Raw genomic sequence first — 22,967 nt, 5'->3', positions numbered from 1 at the left:
ATATAAAGAGGCTTCCTAATTAGGAAGCCTCTTTATTGTGACCGTTCTATTTTCCGTAAAATTTTCCTTAAAATGCTAACGATCGGACGTTTCCCACCCATAACAATTCCTGCAAGCTCGGCAAAAATATAGAGCAGTAAAATAACGAAGAGCGATATAATAAGGGATAAGGTTGGACTGGCATTGGAAAACAAGATTCCCATTACCCCAAATAACGCACTGAAAATATAAATAATGATGACTGCCTTCCGGTGACTGTATCCGGCTTGAATAAGCTGATAATGAAGATGTTTGTTATCCGCAGCCATAATACTTTCTTTGTTATAAGCTCGCCGTACAATCGCTACCAATGTATCAAAAATTGGCACTGCCAATATGATAACTGGAATTATAAAACTGAAAAATGTAACATTTTTAAACAATCCAAGCATTGAAAGAACCGCAATCATATATCCAAGAAAATTCGAACCGGTGTCACCCATATAAATTTTCGCTGGATAAAAATTATGATATAGAAATCCTAAGTTGGCCCCTATTAATGCGATACTTAAAAATGCAACGATTATCTGTGTATCAATTAATGCCATTACAAATATACTTGTCATGGCAATTGTTGTAACACCTGTAGCTAAACCATCCAAGCCATCAATCAGATTTATCGCATTTGCAATACCTACAACCCATAGTATTGTAATAAGCACACTTAAAAATCCGAACTCGACAACTCCAAATATCGGGATTGTAATTCGTTCGATAATTAGCCCGGAAGACACTAAAAGGAATGCCGCAGCCAATTGCCCTGTCAATTTTAAAATGGGCTTAATCGTGAACCGGTCATCGAGCGCACCTGTAATAAGAATAATAATGGAACCAATTAGAATTTCAGGTAAGTGCTGGTGATATGGCTGTAAATAAAGTGTCCCCAAAAGAGCACCAATAAATATCGCCAAACCACCTAGCCTAGGCGTTTCATTGATGTGTATTTTACGGCTGTTCGGTTTATCCATCGCACCGATTTTAATTGCAAACATTTTTACTGGATATGTAAGTAATAAAGCTGCAGTGAATGCGATAAGAAATGCAATTAATAAATCAATATAATTAAACATAGAATTCTCCTACTGTTCTTTGTTGCCAGTTCTTGATGTAGTACGTGAATTTTTCCCCTTTAAATACCTTTAATTGCTTTAAATTATATCGAAAGTTGGTAGCAATTAGCAAATTATAATGAGATTTGCAAGCAGATTTCTCGTTAATCCGACAATTGGTGCACTTCTCGGTGACATACATTGCAATTTGTGCTACTATTATTGGGTATTTCAAAATACTCTGATTAAAAGGTTACAATTAAAGGTGGTGTTCTAATTTTGAGTCCGTATTTGTTTACTGCTGCTGCGATTATTGCTGTCATCGGTATCTTAATTGTCTTCAAAATTAACCTGGATAAGATTAAAGCAGATCCAGAGCAAGTAGCTAAGGCGCAGACAAATTTTTTCATTGGAGCTGCTATCAGCGAGAGTGTTCCTCTTATTATGATTATTTATGCCATCATTCATGCAGTACCATTATCTATTGAAGACCTTTATGTTCCAGCATTCATTATTATTATCTTGATGGCATTTGCGATGTTCTTTATTTTCCTGCAGCGAAAAGTAGATGTTGAAGAAGATCGAAGACAAGCAGTGAACCAGTTTTCTATAATTGCTATTGCACTTATCAATGCGGTTCCAATCATTGCTTTAGTTCTGATGTTTATAAATGTTGCTTAAGCTCCTAACACGAGGAGCTTTTTTTCTTTCATTCCCACAGGCAAAACTTTATAATATAAACAAATCGATTGCTTTTGAGGCAGGTGGTTTTATGTTTGAACAAATTACCATTGAAAAAGTGTGCATATTAGCAGGAAAAATCATGTTAGTCAGCGGAGCCGAAACATATCGTGTCGAGGATACTATGGACCGTATTTCCACTGCCTTTGGTGTTAAAAATCCACAGAGCTATGCAACACCAACTGGTATTAGCTTTTCATTAGATATAGCAGGAACTTCTAATTTCCTTCGTGTGACGAATCGGTCTACTGATTTACATAAAATTGCAGAGGTAAATAATATTTCACGAAAGATTACAGCAGGAGAATTAGATATTAAGGAAGCATATGAACAGCTGGAAAAAATTGATCAGGCAAAATTAACATTCCCTGCCTGGGCACAAATCCTTGCTGCAGCACTTGTGAGTGGATGCTTCGCCATTATGTTCGGCGGTACTTGGAATGATTTTATTCCTAGCAGTATAGCTGGGGCATTCGGCTTTGCAGGAATGCTTGGGTTTGAGCGAGTAATAGAAATTCGTTTCCTTGCTGAATTTTTCGGTGCTTTTTTAATTGGCTTATCTGCCCTATTATTTCTATACTGCGGCTTCGGGAATGCTCTAGATAAGACCATTATCGGTGCCGTCATGCCGCTTGTGCCAGGTTTACATATAACGAATGCAATCCGTGACTTGATGGCTGGCCATCTTGTTTCTGGCCTTTCTAAAGGTGTGGAGGCTTTACTGACAGCATTTGCTATCGGCGCAGGTGTTGCACTTATTATTGCATTTGTTTAAAACAGAGTATTCATTTTGGAGGTTGAAACATGATTATTATGCAGCAGCTTATTACAAGCTTTATAGCCTCTGCCGGTTTTGGGATATTGTTTAATGCTCCACGGAATGCGCTCGTCCAATGCGGGCTAGTCGGTATGTTTGGCTGGATTCTTTATTATGTTTTGGTTGAGGCAGGAATGGATGCCGTACCAGCTACGACTTTTGCCGCAATGCTTGTTGCTGTTTTAAGCCATACATGTGCTAAGATTTTTAAAAAGCCGATTATTATCTTTACCGTATCTGGGGTTATCCCGCTCGTTCCCGGTGGTATCGCCTATAATGCGATGCGCAACTTTGTGGAAAATGATTATTATACAGGTGTTCAGCTTTCTGCTCAGGTCATGCTGCTTTCGGGAGGAATAGCAATTGGTCTGATGTTTTCAGGCGTTATCAATCAGTTAGTAAATAAATCTCGGATGCTATTCAAATAATAGCAGTGTATGGCATTTAAGAAGTTCTCGATTTAAGTATCCATTATTTGATTAATATTTTATTTCCTATAAAATAGATGTATATATATAGTAAAAGCGAGGGAACGAAAACATGAGTAATGAATTGCAGCCAAAATCGGTTATCGTAATATTTGGAGCAACAGGTGATCTAGCGAAACGAAAATTGTTCCCTTCGATATATCGCCTTTATCAGAGTGGCAAAATTAGTGAAAATTTCGCTGTTGTTGGATTGGCCCGCCGGCCTTGGACAGATGAAGTTTTACGCGAAAATGTATCGAATTCCATTAAAGAGGCAGTTTCTCCAAAGGAAGATCTTGAGGAATTTGTATCCCACTTCTATTATCAATCATTCGATGTGACTGATGATTCTTCCTACAGTGGATTAAATGCATTAATAAAGGAATTAGAAGGTGCATATGAAACAGAGGAGAACCGTATCTTTTATCTAGCAATGGCACCAGAGTTCTTTGGAACAATTGCTAATAAATTACAAGAATACGGATTAAAGGATTCTGCTGGTTGGTCACGACTTGTGATTGAAAAACCATTTGGAATAGATATAAAATCTGCCAGAAAGTTAAATAAGCAGTTACGCGCAGCTTTCGATGAAGATCAGATTTATCGGATTGACCACTATTTAGGTAAAGAAATGGTTCAAAATATTGAAGTTATCCGTTTTGCTAATGGAATTTTTGAACATTTATGGAACAACCGCTTTATTTCAAACGTCCAAGTTACCTCAAGTGAGACATTAGGCGTAGAAGAAAGAGCACGCTACTATGACACTTCTGGAGCTACTAGAGATATGGTCCAGAATCATATGCTGCAAATGGTTGCTTTACTAGCAATGGAGCCTCCAATTAAGCTAACAACGGATGAAATTCGGTCTGAAAAAATAAAAGTACTTCGTGCACTTCGTCCAATCAATCCAAAAGAAATAGACAATTTCTTTGTACGTGGACAATATGGCGTTGGAAAAATCGGTGGGGAGACAGTTCCAGCATATGTTGATGAGGCTGATGAGCTGGAAAATTCCAATACAGAGACTTTTGTAGCTGGAAAGCTGCTCATTGATAACTACCGTTGGGCTGGTGTACCATTCTATATTCGTACTGGTAAACGTTTAGCGGAAAAGTCAACGAAAATTGTAATTGAATTCAACGACATCCCAATGAATTTATATTATAAAAAGGACAAAGATAGACACCCTAACCTGCTGATTATTAATATTCAGCCTAACGAAGGGATTACGCTTTGTTTAAATGCGAAGAAATCAGGATCCGGTTCCCTTGCAGAGCCAATTCAACTTGCCTATAATCATAATCCAGTTCCAGGAATTAACACACCAGAAGCTTACGAAAAGCTGCTTTATGATTGCATGATTGGTGATGCGACAAACTTTACACATTGGGATGAGGTTGCACTATCTTGGAAGTTCGTTGACACGATTATTAATGAATGGTCAAACAAGACTGCTGATTTCCCTAACTACCGCTCAGGTTCCATGGGGCCTGAAGCAGCAGATGAGTTACTTGCAAAAGACGGCTTTCATTGGTGGTCTATTTAACTAAGTATAAAAAATACTGCTATCGCAATAGCAGTATTTTTTATATTTCAATTTAATTGCTCTATCAAGCTCGCTATTAACTCTATATCCCCAAACTATCGCTCATACTCAAAAGCCCTGAAGATTCTTTTCTGAAATTAAACGTATTGTCTACCCTCCGGTCTTGATGCCGAAAGAATAAGGACTAAAGCTGTAATGATATGCATAATCATTCCAACAATCGGAATCCAGCCGAAGATTGATGTGATAATTCCAAATACGCTACCAAATCCAGATCCATTATCCTTTTTCGCAAGGATTAATGTAATAATATGGAGAATCAGCATGACAAATAGTGGTGTCCATGCATTTGAAAGAATGTACAATCCTCCAAGTATAGGAATTCCTAATAGTGCTTCAAATATTCCAGTAATCCATTTAAAAATACGTGATATCGACATATGGATTACCACCTCCTTATCATACAATCAGTTTATAATATAAAAAGCTCTTACTATATTTCCCGTTTTTATAAAATTGACACATCATCGCTGTGCATCAGAATCTAATCGTGTGCCGATTATAAATAACTTCATTTTTATATACGTTTTAACACAGCAAACGTTTCACTTTTTATCGCTTCTAGCTTTACTCATTCTATAAGCAGCCATGGTACATTTCTCGTTAATACATGTCACTTCCAAAACCAAACAAAATTCGCCTATTGTAATGTACGATAACTTGACTCGTTCGTTTATACTGTGCATCAATTGAATTTTCTGAGGCATTTACATAAATTCCTGTATCATCAAAAAATCCAATATAGGTCCTATCAGCCCGTTGTTCATAAAATTTAACCTGATGGAAAGCTATCCAGACACAATCTTTATTTTTAGTCGATGATGTTGGAAACATAAATACGCCTCGTGTTGGAGAAATGGGGACTGGTAATTTGGAGGTTGTGGACAGGATTTTCCTTACTGCTTGTTTTCTCCCTTTTAAATCGGCACCATAAAGAAGACAACTATTGTCAATGATCTGCTCTGGACTTTTAATGGAAAACTTATCTTCGTTGCCTTCTAATACTTTCGATCGGTAATATGAAGATGCAGTACGCATAATTGCTTTTGTGTCAGAAGATATAATATATAGCCTTTCCATCCTTCCACCGCCTATTTTTAACTTATTTACCATAATATAACTATATAGTATGGACTAAGGCTATTTTACTAGAAATATCAAAAGATTTCACTAAAAACGAAACGCTTTCACCATAATTAAAATTACTTGCGTCCTCTGTTTTTGTTTTTAATCTTAATTGAAAGGGTATTGTTAAGTATAAAGTGAAAGAAGGAGGCAAATAAATGACCAACAACAAAAAGAAACAAAAAATACAACTTGATGATCGTGAAACAGAAAAAGGCTCGCAATTGCAATCGAATGATATGAAAGAAGCGCAAGGGAATGAAAAGAAAGAAGATAATAAAGAAAAATAAAAAATTCGCCAATGCTGAACAACTGTAGAACATGTATGATATACTCGCTGTAGCGAACACTTTATTTTATACGTTAAAGCGAGGGATTTTAAATGGATATCGCAGCTATGTCTATGGCAATGAATAATCATCAAGTTCGTACAGATGCAAGCTTAGCAATTATGGATAACATTAAGAATGTTGCTGAACAGCAAGGTTTACAGCTTATGGAAATGTTACAGGATTCCACTCCTCCACATCCAACATTAGGAAACCAGATTGATGTAAAGCTTTAAAGTGAACGACCAGGATTTAAATTTATTACACGCTGTTTCTCAGAAATAGAATCGAACAATTTGCTCAATAAGCCTAAACTGGTCATCAGCTTCAATTGAAATAAACTAAAAAAGCAGAACTCCTTTGTGGTTAGTTCTGCTTTTTAATTGCTTAAGTAACGAGGTTGTTTTGTAATTCAGCTACCCAATTATCACAAAATTCATAAAAGGGGTAAGCAAAATTGGCTTTTCTCAGAACCTAGCTCAAGATTCTTTCTTTATCTATCCTCATCACGTAAATTGTCATTCGGTGCTTCATTCTGATTACCATCTTCCATCATGCCATCCTGTTGATCAGTGTTTTCTTCTTGTGCAGGATCCATTTCATTCATATCTCCCTCTTCATTTAGTGGAGCTTCTTCATTAACAGGATCCTGATCGTCATTCCCCATGCCACATGCTGTGACTAAGGATAATGCTAAAACAGGTGCACCTAATCTGATAAGCAATTTGCTTTTCATCATTAATTCCTCCTTTGAGATGTTCACTATCGCCATTAGCTTAACCATTTTTAAAGAAGACATACGAATTAATGATGAAATTATTGATAAAAATCCCATTTTCATGGTGCAGACGAATCAGTTATGGTTTTACTGTTATATTTTTTTTCAAACAAATGAAAAGGGTGCTCTCTTTATTTAATTGCAAAGGTAATTTCTGCTTCACAAGCCAGCTCGCCATCCACGGTGGCGATGCCTTTTCCTTTACCAACTGGGCCTTTCATTCGTAGAATTTCTACGTCCAGTTTTAACTGATCACCTGGTTTTACTTGGCGTTTAAATCGGCATTTATCAACTCCTGCAAGGAAGCCAATCTTGCCTTTGTTTCCTTCAATGTTTAATACTGCAATTGCACCAACCTGTGCTAGCGCCTCGACAATTAAAACCCCTGGCATGACCGGGTAATCCGGGAAATGACCTTGAAAAAATGGCTCATTAATACTCACATTTTTAAGACCAACAACGCGTTTCCCTTCTTCCATTTCAGTTACTTTATCAACCAATAAAAACGGATATCGATGCGGGATAATTTCTTTAATTTGTTCTATGTTCAACATGCTATCTTGCTCCTTCATCACTTATAGGCTTTATATTATTTCATTATAACAGTTGATATGTTTGAAACAAAGCGATAAAAGGTACTTAGAATATATAAGAATTCTTAAATAATCACTTTCAGAAAGGAGAATAAGCTGTGCTTTGGACTATTATTGGCTTGCTTATCATCTTTTGGTTACTTGGATTTTCATTTGAAATAGCAGGCGGACTTGTTCATATACTGCTCGTTATAGCGTTGATTCTTTTAATTTTTAGACTTGTGACAGGTAGGAAAATCACCTAACATGAAACAAAGGCTACCGCAAACCTTTATGCGATAGCCTTTGTTCTTACATATATAGGTACTAGTTAATTATTCTGCCTTTGTAACGATATCAATGATATGCTGCCACGTTTCTTTTTTTAGTGCATCCGTGGGAACACCATCACCAATAATTCCATAGCCAATCATCAATCCAGCAACTAATGCAGCAGCAGCAAGAATTAAAACAATGATAATCCGTAGCCAAATTGGAAAAATACGACGACGCGGTCTTCTATTCTCCAATCTTTCTGCCTTTTGTTTTAGCTTTTGCTGTTTTCTAGACTGTTTATCTGAAGCTGAACTAGCCTTAGGAGACTCTTTCGGTGCTTTCGTCTTCTTGGTTGCATGGTTTTCTTCTTTCAGAGCTCTTCTAGACGTTTTTTCAGATTGATTTGTTGACATAGTTTGTTGCTCCTTATTCCCCTACATATCTAAACGCTTTTTCTTATTTAAAGTGTAACATAATCAGGTATGATCACCTAATAAAGTGAAACTTCAATCAGTGGGAGGTTCCTTTCTTTCTCCACTGATTGTTAGTTGAACAGAATCAGAAATTTATGAGCTGTTCCCCACATTCAAATCTTATTTTTCTCATTTGGGTATTACAGCCCTTTAATGCGTGGTAAAAGGGTTAATCTTATTTTAGGATCTTAGCTGATTAACGAGTCCCATCATCTGGTCACCCATTGAAATAGTTCTAGCATTAAATTGGTAGGAACGCTGTGTCGTCATCAAATCGGTAATTTGCTTCGATAAATCCACATTTGACTGCTCGAGTGCGCCACCTTGTATCATATCTTCATTTGCACCTGTTTCCACGATTATTTCATCCATCTCAAATCCGAGATTATCAAGATCAGGAAGACGAAACATGTTCTCGCCTACTGCTTCGAGTACACTTGGTCGAACCGCTTCTACAACTGCTAACTGTGCTTCAACGGCATTTTGCCCGCCTCTTGTTACTACAATTTGACCGTTCTCCCGAATTGCAATGGAATCAAATCCTTCTGCAAGAACAATAGGACCATCTTGACCAATTACTGGATGACCGTCACCGGTCGTTAACATGACTGCCTGATTGTTGTTTACCGGGCTGAGAAAGAAAGAACCATCTCGGGTATAATAAGTCTCATTCTGACCATTCTGATCCATTTGGATTTCAAACAAGTAGTTTTCTCGTTTTAATGCAGCATCAAGAGCTCTTCCTGTTTCTAAAATGGAACCCAGCGCTAAATTGTTACTCACTGTACCAATTTTAGCTCCAGAACCAATCCGTATACCATCTGGAGTTAGACGACCTTCAGCATTGGCTGCTGCAGATAAATTATTGATTTGATTAAAAAGCAGTGAAGAAAATTCAGCTTGGCGACTTTTGTAACCTGTTGTTTGACTATTTGCCATATTATTACCGATAATATCTAGTTTTTGCTGCAGCTGGTTCATCGTTACAGCTGCTTGATTCATTATTTGAGACATGTTAATACCTCCTTAACCCCTACCCAATTCGACCGATTTCGGAAACTGCTTTTCCCATACTTTCATCATAAGCTCTTAGTACACGCTGATTCGTTTCGAACATCCGGTAAGCATTCATCATATCTGTCATGGTTTGCAGTGTATCTACATTTGATTGCTCAAGAAAACCTTGATGAATTGAAAAAGTTGCTCCTTCTGGAATCTGTTCTGCATCACCAGTGAAAAGATCATTTCCTTCCTTCGCCATTCCGTTGACATCTGCGGTGTATGAAATACCAAGCTGTACTGCTTGCTCAGGTGTTTGTAAGACGCCTTCTGATGAAACCTCAAATTCCATTCCATTCGTTTCAATTGGATTACCAGCATTGTCAAGTACGTAGTATCCTTGATTCGTTACAAGTAAACCCTCGCCATCAACGGTAAAATTTCCATTGCGCGTATAGCGAACTTCTCCAGCCTCGTTTTGCACCGTAAAAAACAAGGAACCCGTATCATCGGGCATCGTTCCATCTACAAGCGCGATGTCGGTAGCTATACCAGTCTCTCTAATATCACCTTGGACAAAATTGGGGATTGTTTCTTGTACATAAACACCAGTGTTAATTGAACCAATCGGTTTCTGAATAGGAAATTGCAATCCTCCCTGTGTCGTAGAAAGACGTTCCTGCGATCCCATTTCCTTTAGCAATAACTCAGGAAAGGCACGTAAGGTTGTCTGATCTGCTTTATAACCTGGTGTATTCGCATTTGCAATATTATTCGCTAAAGCTTCCTGTTGCCTTTGCTGTGATATCATTCCACTTGCTGCTGTATAAAAGCCTCGTAACATGTTTCATTCCTCCTCCACAGGGCACTGCTTTTCCATATGAGTAAATTACAAGAGGGTGTTCAAAAAGTCCGGTAAAAATGACATACCAAATTTCTAGTTCCATTTTGAACTCGCACGTGTAAGATATGTACTAAGAGATAATAATCCTTCTCTTTATATCAAATTAACCAATTTTGCTGCGTTCTATTTTATCGATATTCTCAAGCATGATTCCCGTTCCTTTGGCAACACAATCCATCGGGTCTTCAGCAATAAATACAGGGACCTTCAATTCTTCCGCTAAGAGCTGATCGATACCATGTAATAATGCTCCACCACCGGTTAGAATAACTCCACGATCAATAATATCTGCAGATAATTCAGGAGGAGTACGTTCAAGCACCGTTTTCGCTGCTTGTACAATAAGGGATACAGACTCACTTAGTGCCTCCTGGATTTCTGCTGAACCTACTGTAATCGTACGTGGTAATCCAGTCACCATATCACGGCCCCTGATTTCCATTTCTTCATCACGTGACCCTTTAAAGACGGTAGCAACATTAATCTTAATATCCTCTGCCGTACGTTCACCAATTAAAAGCTTATATTTCTTTTTAATGTACTGAAGAATATCAATATCAAACTTATCACCGGCCATTTTGATGGATTCCGATGTTACAATTCCACCCATGGAAAGAACAGCTACATCTGTCGTTCCACCACCAATGTCTACAACCATATTACCGCTCGGTTGAAAGATTTCCATTCCAGCGCCAATCGCTGCTACTTTCGGCTCTTCTTCCAAATAGACTTTTTTCCCGCCAGACTTCTCAGCCGCTTCCTTAATCGCCTTTTGCTCCACTTTTGTAATGTTCGTTGGGCAGCAAATAAGCATTCTTGGCTTCGAAAGCAATCCTTTCACATTAATTTTATTTATAAAATGCTTTAACATAGCTTCTGTTACATCAAAGTCAGCAATAACTCCATCTTTCAATGGACGAGTGGCTTCAATATTTCCTGGTGTACGTCCAACCATACGTCGTGCTTCTTCACCAACTTCTAATACTTTTCCAGTATTTCGGTCCATTGCTACAACAGATGGTTCATTTAATACAATTCCTTTTCCTTTTACATGAATCAAAACATTGGCAGTTCCAAGGTCGATTCCAATATCTCTAGAAAACATGAATCTAGATCCTCCTAGCGTTACTATCTTGCATGGTCATTTTGACACAATGCTACTAGTATAATATTTTACCACAAATTTCAACAATTAACTGCTCTTTGTGAAATTTTTTTGTGTATAAAAATAGGCAAGTTTGTAGAAGGATGCAGAAAAAGCTGTAAGTGCATGTCATGGTTGATTTTTCCACTGTTTAGAGAAGGGATAGGAGGTGTAAATAGAGAGCAAATAATAGAAGATCCCGGATGGATTATCCGGGCGTATACTAGTTAAAACAAATTTATTGATGTCGTGTTTTACAAAAGTGCATCAAATTTCCTACGCTCATTCAACCGGCTGGTTTTTCCTCTGGCACTTTTTTCCCATCAATTTTATACTTTTGTCTTGTCGCTTCTCCCCCCCGTAAATGTCGAATTGCTTTATGATATTCTAGAATTTCCTTTACTTGATTTGCCAGCTCTGGATTTATCTCCGGCAATCGTTCTGTTAAATCTTTATGAACTGTGCTTTTGGAAACACCAAATTCCTTTGCAATCGTTCGGACTGTTTTTCTTGTCTCCACGACATGCCTTCCTATCCTGATCGTTCTCTCTTTGATGTAATCATGCACACCGTTCGCCTCCCTAAGTTGATTACTTCCGAGGTGTAGGTACTGAGACATGGCGTTACAACGAGATATCGATATTAATGAAAAGATAACACTAAGTAGAATATGGAGTATGTACCAACAATTTTATGAATAAACAACGGTTATCAGATAATATTCCATGAGGAGCGTGTAGTAAAAGGAAGATTTCTAAATCACACAAGCTCTCACCTCAGACAGTTCGTTTGCATGGTTTGTAACATCTTATTAGCGGAGTTCATGCTTTATGATTAAAATTATTAGGATAAATGAAAGGGACAAGATGTATTTTCGAAAAAATTTTGCTGTTATGCTCTTATGAGGCATATAGAATGGTATCCACTCGAATAAATTTGAGGTTATTCCCTATAAACTGCAATTACTTAGAAGCGAAGTGATAACTGCAACTGCTATGACTATGAACAAAAAAGATACCTCGCTCAAAAGAACAAAGTATCATGCCACTAGTATACTGCACTATAATTTTTTCATCGCATCTAACGGTAGCTTACTGAAAAAATAATCACTACGTTTTCCGATAAAATGATTGTAGGATTTCATCAATAATCCTTTATCCCGCTTTGCTTTTCCTAAATAATAAAGCTGAAACGGTGTTTTGCTTGGTATTTCACTTAAAATATCGATTGCTTTTTCATTGTTGCCTTTTGCTAATTCGATATGGGCTTGTTCTCCTTTATCTGCTGTACGAATGTTCTCTACCATCTTGTAATGTGCAGATAGAAACGGAATATTATAATTTTCGAGTATATTAATCATATAATATAAATTATTATCCTCGGAAATTTTTAGTGCTTGATCCAAATGATATATTCCACTTTCATACGCGTCATGCGTATAGGATAATCCTAAATACGTATGTACATGTGCGTGAAGTTGTGGACTATCAAGCATATTTAATGCACGATAGGCGTATTTCCTAGCCATGATTAATTCATTTCGCATAATATGGTACACTACATTGATTTTGTATAATCTTATTTTAAAAAAGACTACTAGCAGCCTTTCCTCAATTTCTGAAAAGTATTGTTGATGTGTAACCATTAAATTCCCGATTTTATCAAATTGATTGAGATGCTGGTATGCTTTTTCTTGAATCAATTCAATTAAAAATAATAACTCCGGCTCTTTGGTAGAATAGCGACCCCTAAAGTACGCCAATTGATCCAGCGTTTCTATCGGACTAATCTTAAAGCAACGCTGATCAACCATAATACGATAAATCCCACCCCATAGTCGATTTGACGGGTTGTCCGACTCTAGGTTTTTTTGGATTAATAATTCAAGCTCTTGTATAAATCCGTATATATACAAATATTCCATGCCTTTTTTTTGGATATTCTGTGATTTTGAATGCAAACAAATATTTTTCATCGATTCTTTTGCTGACGCTGCATCCTTTTCCAAGTTTAATATATTCATCATTTCTGTTATTGTAAGCTCCGAATACGGAGTCATAAACTTTGCAATAACCAACCTTATTCCTCCTTTTCCTAAAACAGGAAAACGTTTATTAGTTTTTTGCCCAAAAAAATTATTTCTAAAAACAATAATATTTTATCACAATTTATTGTATTGAAAATATAATATCGTTCGACAATTTACGCATAAATATACAGCTTTTAAATAATCGATTTTTCATCTTTAAAGAAAAAAATACTCCAGAAACGTTTTTCCGGAGTATTTTCGTCTTATTCATTTTCAGTTTCTAATTGTTCATCTGTTCCTTCTTCAGAGTCATCAGCTTCATCACTTGGAGTATCTTCAGGATTCTCTTCTACTTCCCCATCCGTATCTGTTACTTGATCCGATTCATCTGCTTGCTCTTCTTCATTCACAGTAGAATCTTCTTCTACTGTAGCATCTTCTTCATTTACTGCAGCGTCTTCTTTAGCTTCCTCTGTAATACTTTCAAGGCTGCTTACAGGCTGATTGAAAAAGCTTTCTGGATTCACTTCTTTTCCATCTTTTCTGATTTCAAAGTGGACGTGCGTTCCGTTATCTTTACCAAAAATATTTTTACCAGCAGTACCAAGTTTTTCACCTTGTTTTACTTCTGCACCAGCAGAAACACTAACCTCTTCTAAACTGGCATAATACGTTTTTACATCCTCGCCATGTAATAGAATAACAACGTTCCCTAAGAGTGGATCCTCTTTTACTTCCTCAACAGTACCAGATAAAGCTGCTACAACATCAAATGTTTCTGCATCAGCTGATGTGATATCAACTCCCGTACTTTGATAGAACCTGTTATTGTAGAGCACCAGAGCATTCTCTCGATCTTCTTGTTCTGCGCTGTAATCAAAAAATTTAGTTACGATTTCTGCTTGATCTGAGTTTTCTAATGGCATTTGAATCAGTTCCTGCTGCTCAATTACCGGCTCTGCACCCTCCTCATTTGGGATTGGGCTGTATTCCTCACCTAGGTTCTCGGTTTCTGTCGTATCTGTGATTTGATTATCTAAATTTTGATACCACACAACCACCGACAATAAAACAGCTGCAATCGTCAAGTATAAAGCTGGGAAAAACCACTTCTTGCGATAAATGCGACTCCATTTATTTTTTGGACCGCCTTTAAATTCTTCACTCATAATTTATCACCTCAGCAACCATTGTGAGCAGAAAAGTAAGAATATATACATCACTCCCAAAAAAATTTATAGATTTTATGGATTTTTTTTTAGAATTGAGGAAAGGTAAGAAATTACTCGGGTAAATGTGAGTTCGGTACAGAGGTTATGCGAGACCGGTGAAAGAGGGAGTATGATCATTCGGTAACTCATAAGAGGGATGAGTTACCCAAAAGTGTAAATGCATGCTCATTCGGTAACTCATAAGAAGGATGAGTTACCCAATAATGTAAATGCATGCTCATTCGGTAACTCATAAGAAGGATGAGTTACCCAAAAGTGTAAATGCATGCTCATTCGGTAACTCATAAGAAGGATGAGCGACCCAAAAGTGTAAATGCATGCTCATTCGGTAACTCATAAGAAGGATGAGCGACCCAAAAGTGTAAATGCATGCTCATTCGGTAACTCATAAGAAGGATGAGCGACCCAAAAGTGTAAATGCATGCTCATTCGGTAACTCATAAGAAGGATGAGCGACCCAAAAGTGTAAATGCATGCTCATTCGGTAACTCATAAGAAGGATGAGCGACCCAAAAGTGTAAATGCATGCTCATTCGGTAACTCATAAGAAGGATGAGTTACCCAAAAGTGTAAATGCATGCTCATTCGGTAACTCATAGGAGGGATGAGTGACCCAAAAGTGTAAATGCATGCTCATTCGGTAACTCATAAGAAGGATGAGTGACCCAATAATGTAAATGCATGCTCATTCGGTAACTCATAAGAAGGATGAGTTACCCAAAAGTGTAAATGCATGCTCATTCGGTAACTCATCATGGGTATGGATATCTGAACCCCAGTATATGTTCAACTGATCAAGGTGAACGCTCATAGAATTTTAGATACAGAATCAAACATTTCATTTACCTCACAATAAAAACCCTCGTCTATTTCGAGACGAGGGTTGGTGCTGTTTCATTTATTGTACTAATATCAACATCCTGATAATAATGTTGGACGATTTCTTCATAGGTCTTGCCTTCTTTAGCCATTCCATCTGCACCGTATTGGCTCATTCCAACACCATGACCAAAGCCTTCTGTTGTAAAAATAAGATGACCGTTGTTTTGCGTTACCGTAAAGTCACTCGATTTAAGGTCAAGTCCTTCTCTAACTTCCCTGCCTGTAAACTTATTATCTTCAATTACAATGTTACTGACCCGCCCACTTTCCGTTCGTTCCATTTCGATATATAAAGGAGCCCCCTCTGGAAGGTCAATTGCAAGTGCTTCTTCCACTTGTGCAATTGTATATGTTTCTCGACCAAGGTATTCTGGTGAATCAAGGTCCCACGGACTCTCAACGCTTCTTAAGTAGGAAACCTCATTTTCCCAATATTCCTCAGAGTTTTCTGTATACCCATTGCTCGTAGAAAAAAAGGCTGCATTGATTGGTGCATCATTATAAGTTAAAATCTGGCCCTCTGTTTCCTGAACCGCTCGTTTTATTTTGTTCATATTATCAGCGTATTTTTTACCCCATAATTGCTTCAGCTCTTGCTCATTTTTAAAAACTTGATGATTCACCGTATCGGTTACGTCATAGTTACCTTCTGCATTACCATGTAATAGATGATTAACTGTAAATGTTCGGGCAGCGAGAGCCTGTGCTTTTAATGCCTCTAATTCAAATGTAGCTGGCATCTCTGAAGCAACAACTCCAGCTACATAATCTTCCAGTGGCAGATCCTCCACTGTATCTTTCGCCTGTCGCATTACTGCTACAGAAATTGGTGATTGATCTAATTCCACCGTTGCTTCTGTTTCTTTCTCCTGTGTCGCAATAGATTCCTGCTTTCCGTCACCAAACATCGCTACGATAACCGCAGGGATAACAAGTATGAATAACAATAGCCCGGATAATACAATCGCAGTAGGGATCTTCCATGTCGATTGGTTCCGATTATCGAAATACCGTGTTTTTCGATTTTTTAAAGGAATAATTTTTTTGAGTGGTGCTGGTTGTGTTTTCGTATACTCCAATTTCCGTTGCTGTTTTTTCATTATTTGCTTTTCCAAGGACGATTTCTTTTTTTTCAAGGATTTTGTTACAGAATTGGAATAATATGTGTGTTTTCTTTTGTTCACAGCTCTCCCCCTTTGCAATTATTAAAGTAGAGTTCTATTCTAGTTGCTCTACTAGTGCTTGTTCTAAAAGGAAAATAAAGTAATTCCCCTTTTTCTGAGCAGCCTCTACTAATAAATCTATACACTGCAAAGCTAAAATAGACCTTTAATTTTATAATGCTGGAGAAAGCTATGAATGGATTAATGAACAGGTAACGTTTCGGGTTTAACTTTAATGGATTTTTTATGATCGATTGTCTCATCATACAAATGACAGGCTACGAAGTGCTCCTGTTCTATCTCCTGCCATACTGGTTTCACTTGTGAGCATACTTCCATTGCCGCTGGACAGCGCGTTCTGAAGACACACCCACTTGGTGGATTGGTCGGGCTCGGTAGCTCGCCTTCTAAAATGATGCGTTCCCGTTTCTCTTCAATATCAGGGTCTGGAATTGGAATAGCTGACAGCAATGCTTGTGTATATGGATGGAGCGGTTTTTCATAGAGCTGATTGCTTTCTGTCAGCTCTACCATATTTCCTAAATACATAACTCCAATGCGGTCTGAAAACTGCTTTACCATCGACAGGTCATGAGCAATAAATAAAAAGGTAAGCCCCTTTTCCAGCTGAAGCTCCTTTAACAAATTGACTACTTGTGCTTGAACAGATACATCTAAAGCGGAAATCGGTTCATCTGCAATAATAAAATCCGGGTTCAGTGCCAAGGCACGTGCAATTCCGATTCGTTGACGTTGTCCCCCACTAAATTCATGTGGATAGCGGTTGGCATGATCCCGATTCAAACCAACCTCTTCTAATAGCTGGTACACTCGCTCCAATTGCGCTTTTTTGTTTTTGTATAGTCCATGAACCTCCATTGGCTCTGAGATCACTTCCCTTACCGTCGACCTTGGATTTAAAGATGCATAAGGATCCTGAAAAATCATCTGCATTCTCCGGTAAAATTGAAATCGCTCTTTTTCAGATAATGCATGGACATTCTCATTATCAAAAATAACGTCTCCAGCTGTTTTATTATATAGCCCAAGGATTGTACGGCCAATTGTCGATTTTCCGCAGCCAGATTCCCCAACTAAGCCAAAGGTTTCTCCTTTATTTACATGAAAGCTCACATCATTTACAGCCTGCAGCATTGTACCTTTACCCATGTCAAAATATTTTTTAAGGTTTTTGACTTCCAATATTTTTTCTTTCATGTTAATTGCTCTCCTTCCAGTAACGTCTTGCCGCACATAGTTCTTTTTCATATTTTGTTCCAGCCAGGGTAATGATTTCAATTCCTTTGCCTGTTTGTGGAGAGTGCAGCATTTTACCATGTCCATAATAGATACCGACATGATGCAGTCTTCCCTTTCCTTCTTCATAAGCAAAAAACAGTAAGTCACCAGCCTGTAATTGATTATATTTAACTGGTACACCCGCATTTGCCTGATCTCCGGCATCACGCGCTATTTGATAGCCATTCGCCTTATAAGCGGTATATGCCAGACCTGAGCAATCATAGCCGAAGGAACTCATCCCTCCCCAGAAATAATCAAGTGTTTGGAACGGTTCGACCGCTTTAACAATATCATCACCATTTCCTTTAGCGATTCCATTGTCTGATGGAAAAATATGTAGTGCTCCTGTTGGCAAAACTAAAATCCCGTGTGGCGTTATCACTTTTGTTCGTACATTATCCATTGATTTAACAGGCAGCATTGTCATATAGCTAAGCTTCATTACTTTTGTTCCAGCGTCTGATTCAAGCCAAGCTTTATCTTGTTTTACAGCTGCCATATGCTCAGTAAGCCACTCATTTTTTGATACTTTTTTCAATTGCCTAAATGGTATCCAGCCTGGGTAGCCACGTTCATCTTTATGTGACGGCTGTGAGGGGATAACCACATGAGCCCACTCTTCTTTAACTGCTGTAATTTGTACAGGCTCTCCGTATAAAGCCTGCGTTTGCACACGGTCTTCATTACAAAGCGCAAGGCTATCCTCATAGGACAGTTGATTGATCCATTCGTCGATATCTGTAGGGTTTGATATACCTGTCTCATCGACAGCTCTCGCAGATTGCGGTTCTGTCCAGACAGTAGCTACTTGAACAGCAATAACCCACATTTCATCAGAAAATTGTTCAAACGTTTGATTAACCATAAGTAAACTCCTTTCTTTTTGAGAATGGCACAAGCGAACAATTGTGGGTGGGTATTCCCTGCGTGGTTGCTCGGCCCTTTTCTCATGCTTCGTTCTCTCTGTCACGAGACGAGGTCACGTTTCTTCCATTTATAATAGCTATCACCATAGTGGATGTTTATCTGCACGCGATATTACACGTTTTCTACAAGAAATTTTTCATCAATCGCTTGGATCCCAAGACCTATTGCATTTCCCAATATGATTTGGTTATTTTTATAGCTGATTCCTCCAATTGCAATGTCACTTACTAACATTAGAGGAGCATCTAAGTCATAGCGTGTTACGTTAGGATGGCTTGCCGCGAAATGTGCTGCTGCTGTAATACCAACTTTTGTTTCAATCATGCTTCCGACCATGCATTCTACTCCATAAGCCTCAGCAAGTGTAGCAATTTTGATGGCTTGATGGATTCCCCCCGACTTCATCAATTTAATATTGATTAAATCTGCTGCCCCCATTTCGAGAACACGTTTTGCGTCATCCACTGAGAATACACTTTCATCCGCCATAATTAACGTATCTGTATTTTCCGTCACATATTTCAATCCTTCTAAATCACGTGCGATAACTGGCTGTTCAATTAAGTCAATTCCTAGCCCGAGTTCCTCCATGTGTCTAATTGCTCGAACAGCTTCTTTTGCTTGCCAGCCTTGGTTTGCATCTAGACGAATTTGGATGCCTGAACCAATTTCATTTCGAATCGTTTGAATTCGCTTAATATCTGTTGCAATTTGATCTTTGCCTACTTTAATTTTTAAAATGGAAAATCCATTTTGACTATATTTTTTTGCATCCCGAGCCATTTCCTCTGGCGTGTTCACGCTCACCGTATAGTCTGTTTCAATCGATTCTTGAACGCCTCCAATAAATTGATAGAGTGGAAGATTTGCCTGCTTTGCGATACAGTCATAAAGTGCCATATCCATTGCGGCCTTTGCACTCGTATTACGTAACACACTGTTTTCTATTTTCCGAAAAATTATTTCTCGCATTTGAAGGGGGTTGTCGATGAGTAATGGTTTAAAAATAGAATGTATCGCATAATCAATACTTGCTAGACTCTCACCTGTGATAACATGTGTTGGTGGTGCTTCTCCCCAACCGACAATCCCATCTGCACAAGTTACTTTCACAATAATCGTCTCAGCGACTGTTACGGTGCGTAACGCCGTTTTAAAAGGTGTATGTAATGGAATTGCTCCTCGGTATGTTTCGATTGATTTTATTTGCAATTCGCTCGCCTCCACTTCGTTCTGTTAATCGAAGCTTATTTCACTCCTGGTTCGATTCGTAACCGTTTTTCGATTGTTGAAAGTTTAGCCCATACTCCTAGTGGTACAGAAAAATGAGGGAAACAGTGTCCAATCTTAAATCCACTCATTACAGGTCCATGAAAATCTGAAAAATAATCTGTAAATACTTCATCCAGTGTCAGGGACGGGTTAACCTTCGAATTCACCTCCGAAAAATCTCCGAGCACTATACCATGCGCACCACAAAGCTTGCCAGCTAGCCTTAATTGATTCAGCATCCCATCAATACGATAAGGCTCTTCGCCAATATCCTCTAATAGCAAAAGCTTGCCTGTTGTCTCCACTTCATACGGGGTACCAAGTGTACTGACGAGTAAAGACAGATTTCCTCCGACCATCTGCCCAACCGTTTCTCCGGCTGCATAAACCTTAAGCGGCGAAATAACCTCTGAATAATCTAATTGTGTTGGGGTAAATAATTGCCTGAACAGCTGTGCTGAAAATTGATCAAAATCGCTTTTTCCAATATCCGATGCAAGCATTGGACCATGAAAAGTGATGAGCCCTGTTTGTTGATAAATCGCTGTATGTAAATACGTAATATCGCTATACCCCCAGATTATTTTGGGGTTTTGCCTAATCAATTCATAATCAATGCAATCTGCTAGCCTACCAGTTCCGTAGCCACCGCGCGCAAAAATAATTGCCTTTACTTCCGTATCTATAATCATGTCGTGCAAATCGCTAAGTCGTTCTTCATCTGTTCCAGCTAAAAACCCTCGTGTTTGCTTAATATTTCTTCCTAGCTTTACACGAAGACCCATCTCGTTAAAAAATGCAATTGCTCGTTGTAACTTTTCCTGATCTGGAGGTCCTGCAGGTGCAGTAACACCAATTGTATCGCCCTTTTGGAGCCGTATTGGATGAATCATTGAATCCCACCTTTCATTATGTATACGTACTATTTGAAACGAAACATACTATATACTTATATGAAAATGGGAGAGACCCACATACAATGTAAGTGAGTCACCTTCCCCGCATCTAGATTCAGCGCTAAAGCTGCAGTGAGAATTATCTCACCTCCGTACGCCGCTAGCCGATCGCTTACGCTATTGTTCCTTAATTTTTATCTGCATATTTCAAATCAAAGTATCCTACTGGATGACGAAGGATTCCTTCTACCCCGTCCGCTTGTAATACAACCGTATTGTAATAACGAAGCGGCACTGCAATCATTTCCTCGGCAAGCAGTCTTTCTGCCTCATATAGGTATTCGTAGCGTTTTTCTTCATCTGTTTCTGATTTACCATTCGCAATCAATTCATCATATTCGGCATTAGACCAACCTGTTCGGTTCATATAGGAGTCCGTAATAAAGCTTTCCAGGAAGTTAACCGGGTCACTGTAATCATTGATAAAGGAACTACGTGAGAATTGCAGCTCCAGGTTTTGCTGTGCTTCGGCAAATACGTTCCACTCTTGGTTTTCTAATGTCACATCAATACCAAGATTATCGCTAAGCATACCTTGAACGGTTTCTGCTACTGCTTTATTCAAATCAGTTGTGTTATACGATAATACAATTGGCGGGAGCTCTTCATAGCCCTCCTCTGCCATACCTTCCTCTAATAACTGTGTTGCTAAATCTGGGTCAAATGTTACAAGATCACCATTTTCTTCACGGAAGTCCCCACCAGAAGGTGTAGTGAATCCTGGTGAAACAAATCCATATGCAGGATCAACACCAGTTTTCACAACATAGTCAGCAATATCCTGTCTGTTGATCGCATAGGCAATTGCTTGCCTAATTTTCTTGTTTTGGAATGGCTCTTCAGTAATATTAAAACGGAAGAATTCTAGACCCCCATAGTTTCCAATATATACATTGTCCCCATCAATTAATTGATCCGATAGCTCTGGTGGAATGGTCGCAGTATCCAATTCACCCGTTTCAAACATTTGATATTGCGTATTTGTATCATTGACCATTGCAAAATGAACCTTATCTAATTTTACTGCTTCTGCATCCCAATATTCTGGGTTTTTAGCAAATACCATTTCTGTACCGTGTGTCCATGACTCCAGCATGAACGGACCATTCGCTACAAATGTATCTGCTTCTGCATGCCAGCTTGGGTTTTCTTCAGCGACCCGATGATTGATCGGGAAAAACGCTGGGTTTGTTAATAGGTCAAGGAAGAACCCAGTCGGTGCTTCAAGTACAACTTCTAATGTCTTTTCATCGGCTGCAGTTACAGCAACATCGTCTGCACTACCCTCACCTGTGTTAAATGCTTCTCCACCTTTAATAAAGTAACCAAGAAATGCTGCAGATGAAGCATTCTCCGGATCAAGCATATACTTCCACGCATATACAAAGTCTTCGGCTACAACTGGGTCACCATTCGACCAGTTCGCATCCTCTCTTAGATGGAACGTATACGTTAGCCCGTCCTCAGAAATATCCCATGATTCTGCAACACCTTCTGCCGCTACAGATTCCTCGTTCAGCCTTGTTAAGCCTTCCATCAGGTTGTTTAATGGATCCCATGAAACTGCATCAAAGCCTATAGACGGATCTAATGATGAAGGCTCTACGCCATTATTCAAACGAAGAATTTTCTCACCCGGATTCTCTTCTACTGCCTCAGCATCATTTGAATCTGTTTCTGTTTCTCCTGTATCACTCTCTTCTGGTTCTTGTCCTGCATCTTCGTTTGCAGTACATGCTGCAAAGACGACAACTGTTGTCAATGCAAGCAAAAATAATAGTAACCTCTTCATGCCTTTTCCCCCTTTTTATAATAGTGATTTGGACTGCATGGACTTTCGTTTCATCCATAACAGCCCCTTCCAGCTCCACAACGCTAAAGC

Annotated in this window: 25 protein-coding genes; 7 read left to right on the top strand and 18 right to left on the bottom strand. The window is 38.5% G+C overall.

What is annotated here, in order from left to right:
* Nucleotides 1-32: 32 nt before the first annotated feature.
* Nucleotides 33-1,109: a glycosyltransferase family 4 protein gene (locus tag D1B32_RS02400; protein ID WP_095307871.1), complete on the bottom strand. Its 1,077-nt coding sequence runs from the start codon at nucleotides 1,107-1,109 to the stop codon at nucleotides 33-35.
* 258 nt (nucleotides 1,110-1,367) lie between these two features.
* Here D1B32_RS02400 and D1B32_RS02395 point away from each other — a divergent pair, with 258 nt between their 5' ends.
* The 4 genes from D1B32_RS02395 (at nucleotide 1,368) to zwf (ending at nucleotide 4,662) form a co-directional block, all read left to right on the top strand.
* Entirely contained in the window at nucleotides 1,368-1,769 is a 402-nt protein-coding gene (locus tag D1B32_RS02395; protein ID WP_095307870.1) for a hypothetical protein, read from the top strand.
* A 91-nt stretch (nucleotides 1,770-1,860) separates the two neighbouring features.
* Nucleotides 1,861-2,604, top strand: a complete 744-nt coding sequence (locus D1B32_RS02390; RefSeq protein ID WP_118888605.1) for a threonine/serine exporter family protein — start codon at nucleotides 1,861-1,863, stop codon at nucleotides 2,602-2,604.
* 29 nt (nucleotides 2,605-2,633) lie between these two features.
* Nucleotides 2,634-3,074: a threonine/serine exporter family protein gene (locus tag D1B32_RS02385; RefSeq protein ID WP_095307869.1), complete on the top strand. Its 441-nt coding sequence runs from the start codon at nucleotides 2,634-2,636 to the stop codon at nucleotides 3,072-3,074.
* 112 nt (nucleotides 3,075-3,186) lie between these two features.
* Nucleotides 3,187-4,662, top strand: coding sequence for a glucose-6-phosphate dehydrogenase (zwf, locus tag D1B32_RS02380; protein WP_118888518.1), 1,476 nt, complete (start codon nucleotides 3,187-3,189; stop codon nucleotides 4,660-4,662).
* Nucleotides 4,663-4,799: 137 nt separating this feature from the next.
* Here zwf and D1B32_RS02375 read toward each other — a convergent pair whose 3' ends face one another.
* Together D1B32_RS02375 and D1B32_RS02370 are read right to left on the bottom strand one after the other, a co-directional pair.
* The gene (locus tag D1B32_RS02375) at nucleotides 4,800-5,102 is read right to left on the bottom strand and encodes a hypothetical protein (RefSeq protein WP_095307867.1); all 303 of its coding nucleotides are present in this window, start codon (nucleotides 5,100-5,102) and stop codon (nucleotides 4,800-4,802) included.
* A gap of 223 nt (nucleotides 5,103-5,325) precedes the next feature.
* The gene (locus tag D1B32_RS02370) at nucleotides 5,326-5,802 is read right to left on the bottom strand and encodes a competence protein ComK (protein ID WP_095307866.1); all 477 of its coding nucleotides are present in this window, start codon (nucleotides 5,800-5,802) and stop codon (nucleotides 5,326-5,328) included.
* 203 nt (nucleotides 5,803-6,005) lie between these two features.
* Here D1B32_RS02370 and D1B32_RS24415 point away from each other — a divergent pair, with 203 nt between their 5' ends.
* Together D1B32_RS24415 and D1B32_RS02365 are read left to right on the top strand one after the other, a co-directional pair.
* The gene (locus tag D1B32_RS24415; protein WP_262366375.1) at nucleotides 6,006-6,137 is read left to right on the top strand and encodes a hypothetical protein; all 132 of its coding nucleotides are present in this window, start codon (nucleotides 6,006-6,008) and stop codon (nucleotides 6,135-6,137) included.
* Between the two features lie 92 nt (nucleotides 6,138-6,229).
* The gene (locus tag D1B32_RS02365; RefSeq protein WP_095307865.1) at nucleotides 6,230-6,412 is read left to right on the top strand and encodes a YjfB family protein; all 183 of its coding nucleotides are present in this window, start codon (nucleotides 6,230-6,232) and stop codon (nucleotides 6,410-6,412) included.
* Nucleotides 6,413-6,669: 257 nt separating this feature from the next.
* Here D1B32_RS02365 and D1B32_RS02360 read toward each other — a convergent pair whose 3' ends face one another.
* Nucleotides 6,670-6,912, bottom strand: coding sequence for a hypothetical protein (locus tag D1B32_RS02360; RefSeq protein WP_095307864.1), 243 nt, complete (start codon nucleotides 6,910-6,912; stop codon nucleotides 6,670-6,672).
* Between the two features lie 173 nt (nucleotides 6,913-7,085).
* Nucleotides 7,086-7,508: a 3-hydroxyacyl-ACP dehydratase FabZ gene (gene fabZ / locus D1B32_RS02350; protein WP_095307863.1), complete on the bottom strand. Its 423-nt coding sequence runs from the start codon at nucleotides 7,506-7,508 to the stop codon at nucleotides 7,086-7,088.
* Between the two features lie 137 nt (nucleotides 7,509-7,645).
* Between fabZ and D1B32_RS02345 the strand changes: the two genes are divergently transcribed.
* On the top strand, nucleotides 7,646-7,792 hold the full coding sequence (locus D1B32_RS02345; protein WP_118888516.1) for a lmo0937 family membrane protein: 147 nt from the start codon (nucleotides 7,646-7,648) through the stop codon (nucleotides 7,790-7,792).
* Between the two features lie 69 nt (nucleotides 7,793-7,861).
* On the opposite strand, the gene D1B32_RS02340 is transcribed toward D1B32_RS02345, so the two are convergent.
* The 13 genes from D1B32_RS02340 to D1B32_RS02280 all read right to left on the bottom strand — a co-directional run bounded on the left by D1B32_RS02340 (nucleotide 7,862) and on the right by D1B32_RS02280 (nucleotide 22,877).
* On the bottom strand, nucleotides 7,862-8,215 hold the full coding sequence (locus tag D1B32_RS02340; RefSeq protein ID WP_118888515.1) for a DNA-directed RNA polymerase subunit beta: 354 nt from the start codon (nucleotides 8,213-8,215) through the stop codon (nucleotides 7,862-7,864).
* Between the two features lie 240 nt (nucleotides 8,216-8,455).
* On the bottom strand, nucleotides 8,456-9,289 hold the full coding sequence (locus D1B32_RS02335) for a flagellar hook-basal body protein (protein ID WP_095307861.1): 834 nt from the start codon (nucleotides 9,287-9,289) through the stop codon (nucleotides 8,456-8,458).
* Nucleotides 9,290-9,308: 19 nt separating this feature from the next.
* A complete protein-coding gene (locus tag D1B32_RS02330) occupies nucleotides 9,309-10,118 on the bottom strand; it encodes a flagellar hook-basal body protein (protein ID WP_118888514.1) in 810 nt (269 codons plus the stop codon).
* A 163-nt stretch (nucleotides 10,119-10,281) separates the two neighbouring features.
* Nucleotides 10,282-11,283 carry a cell shape-determining protein Mbl gene (gene mreB, locus D1B32_RS02325; protein WP_095307859.1) on the bottom strand — a complete coding sequence of 334 codons (1,002 nt, stop codon included), beginning with the start codon at nucleotides 11,281-11,283 and terminating at the stop codon, nucleotides 10,282-10,284.
* 325 nt (nucleotides 11,284-11,608) lie between these two features.
* Nucleotides 11,609-11,890 carry a sporulation transcriptional regulator SpoIIID gene (spoIIID, locus tag D1B32_RS02320; protein WP_095307858.1) on the bottom strand — a complete coding sequence of 94 codons (282 nt, stop codon included), beginning with the start codon at nucleotides 11,888-11,890 and terminating at the stop codon, nucleotides 11,609-11,611.
* Nucleotides 11,891-12,382: 492 nt separating this feature from the next.
* Nucleotides 12,383-13,399, bottom strand: a complete 1,017-nt coding sequence (locus tag D1B32_RS02315) for an AimR family lysis-lysogeny pheromone receptor (protein ID WP_095307857.1) — start codon at nucleotides 13,397-13,399, stop codon at nucleotides 12,383-12,385.
* A 215-nt stretch (nucleotides 13,400-13,614) separates the two neighbouring features.
* A complete protein-coding gene (locus D1B32_RS02310) occupies nucleotides 13,615-14,520 on the bottom strand; it encodes a stage II sporulation protein SpoIIQ (RefSeq protein ID WP_095307856.1) in 906 nt (301 codons plus the stop codon).
* A gap of 929 nt (nucleotides 14,521-15,449) precedes the next feature.
* Nucleotides 15,450-16,649: a stage II sporulation protein D gene (gene spoIID / locus D1B32_RS02305; protein ID WP_240033702.1), complete on the bottom strand. Its 1,200-nt coding sequence runs from the start codon at nucleotides 16,647-16,649 to the stop codon at nucleotides 15,450-15,452.
* A 180-nt stretch (nucleotides 16,650-16,829) separates the two neighbouring features.
* Nucleotides 16,830-17,846 (bottom strand): ABC transporter ATP-binding protein, encoded by a 1,017-nt coding sequence (locus D1B32_RS02300; protein ID WP_095307855.1) that lies wholly within the window; start codon nucleotides 17,844-17,846, stop codon nucleotides 16,830-16,832.
* Nucleotide 17,847: 1 nt separating this feature from the next.
* Nucleotides 17,848-18,795, bottom strand: coding sequence for a C40 family peptidase (locus D1B32_RS02295; RefSeq protein WP_118888513.1), 948 nt, complete (start codon nucleotides 18,793-18,795; stop codon nucleotides 17,848-17,850).
* A gap of 173 nt (nucleotides 18,796-18,968) precedes the next feature.
* Nucleotides 18,969-20,069, bottom strand: coding sequence for a dipeptide epimerase (locus tag D1B32_RS02290; protein ID WP_095307853.1), 1,101 nt, complete (start codon nucleotides 20,067-20,069; stop codon nucleotides 18,969-18,971).
* A 35-nt stretch (nucleotides 20,070-20,104) separates the two neighbouring features.
* Nucleotides 20,105-21,022, bottom strand: a complete 918-nt coding sequence (locus tag D1B32_RS02285) for a S66 peptidase family protein (RefSeq protein WP_118888512.1) — start codon at nucleotides 21,020-21,022, stop codon at nucleotides 20,105-20,107.
* 190 nt (nucleotides 21,023-21,212) lie between these two features.
* Nucleotides 21,213-22,877: a peptide ABC transporter substrate-binding protein gene (locus D1B32_RS02280; protein WP_095307851.1), complete on the bottom strand. Its 1,665-nt coding sequence runs from the start codon at nucleotides 22,875-22,877 to the stop codon at nucleotides 21,213-21,215.
* Nucleotides 22,878-22,967 lie beyond the last annotated feature (90 nt).

Origin of the sequence: Oceanobacillus profundus (genome assembly GCF_003515705.1) — a bacterium.
GTDB classification, from domain to species: Bacteria; Bacillota; Bacilli; order Bacillales; family Amphibacillaceae; genus Oceanobacillus; species Oceanobacillus profundus.
This window is presented reverse-complemented; position numbering and strand designations above follow the sequence as displayed.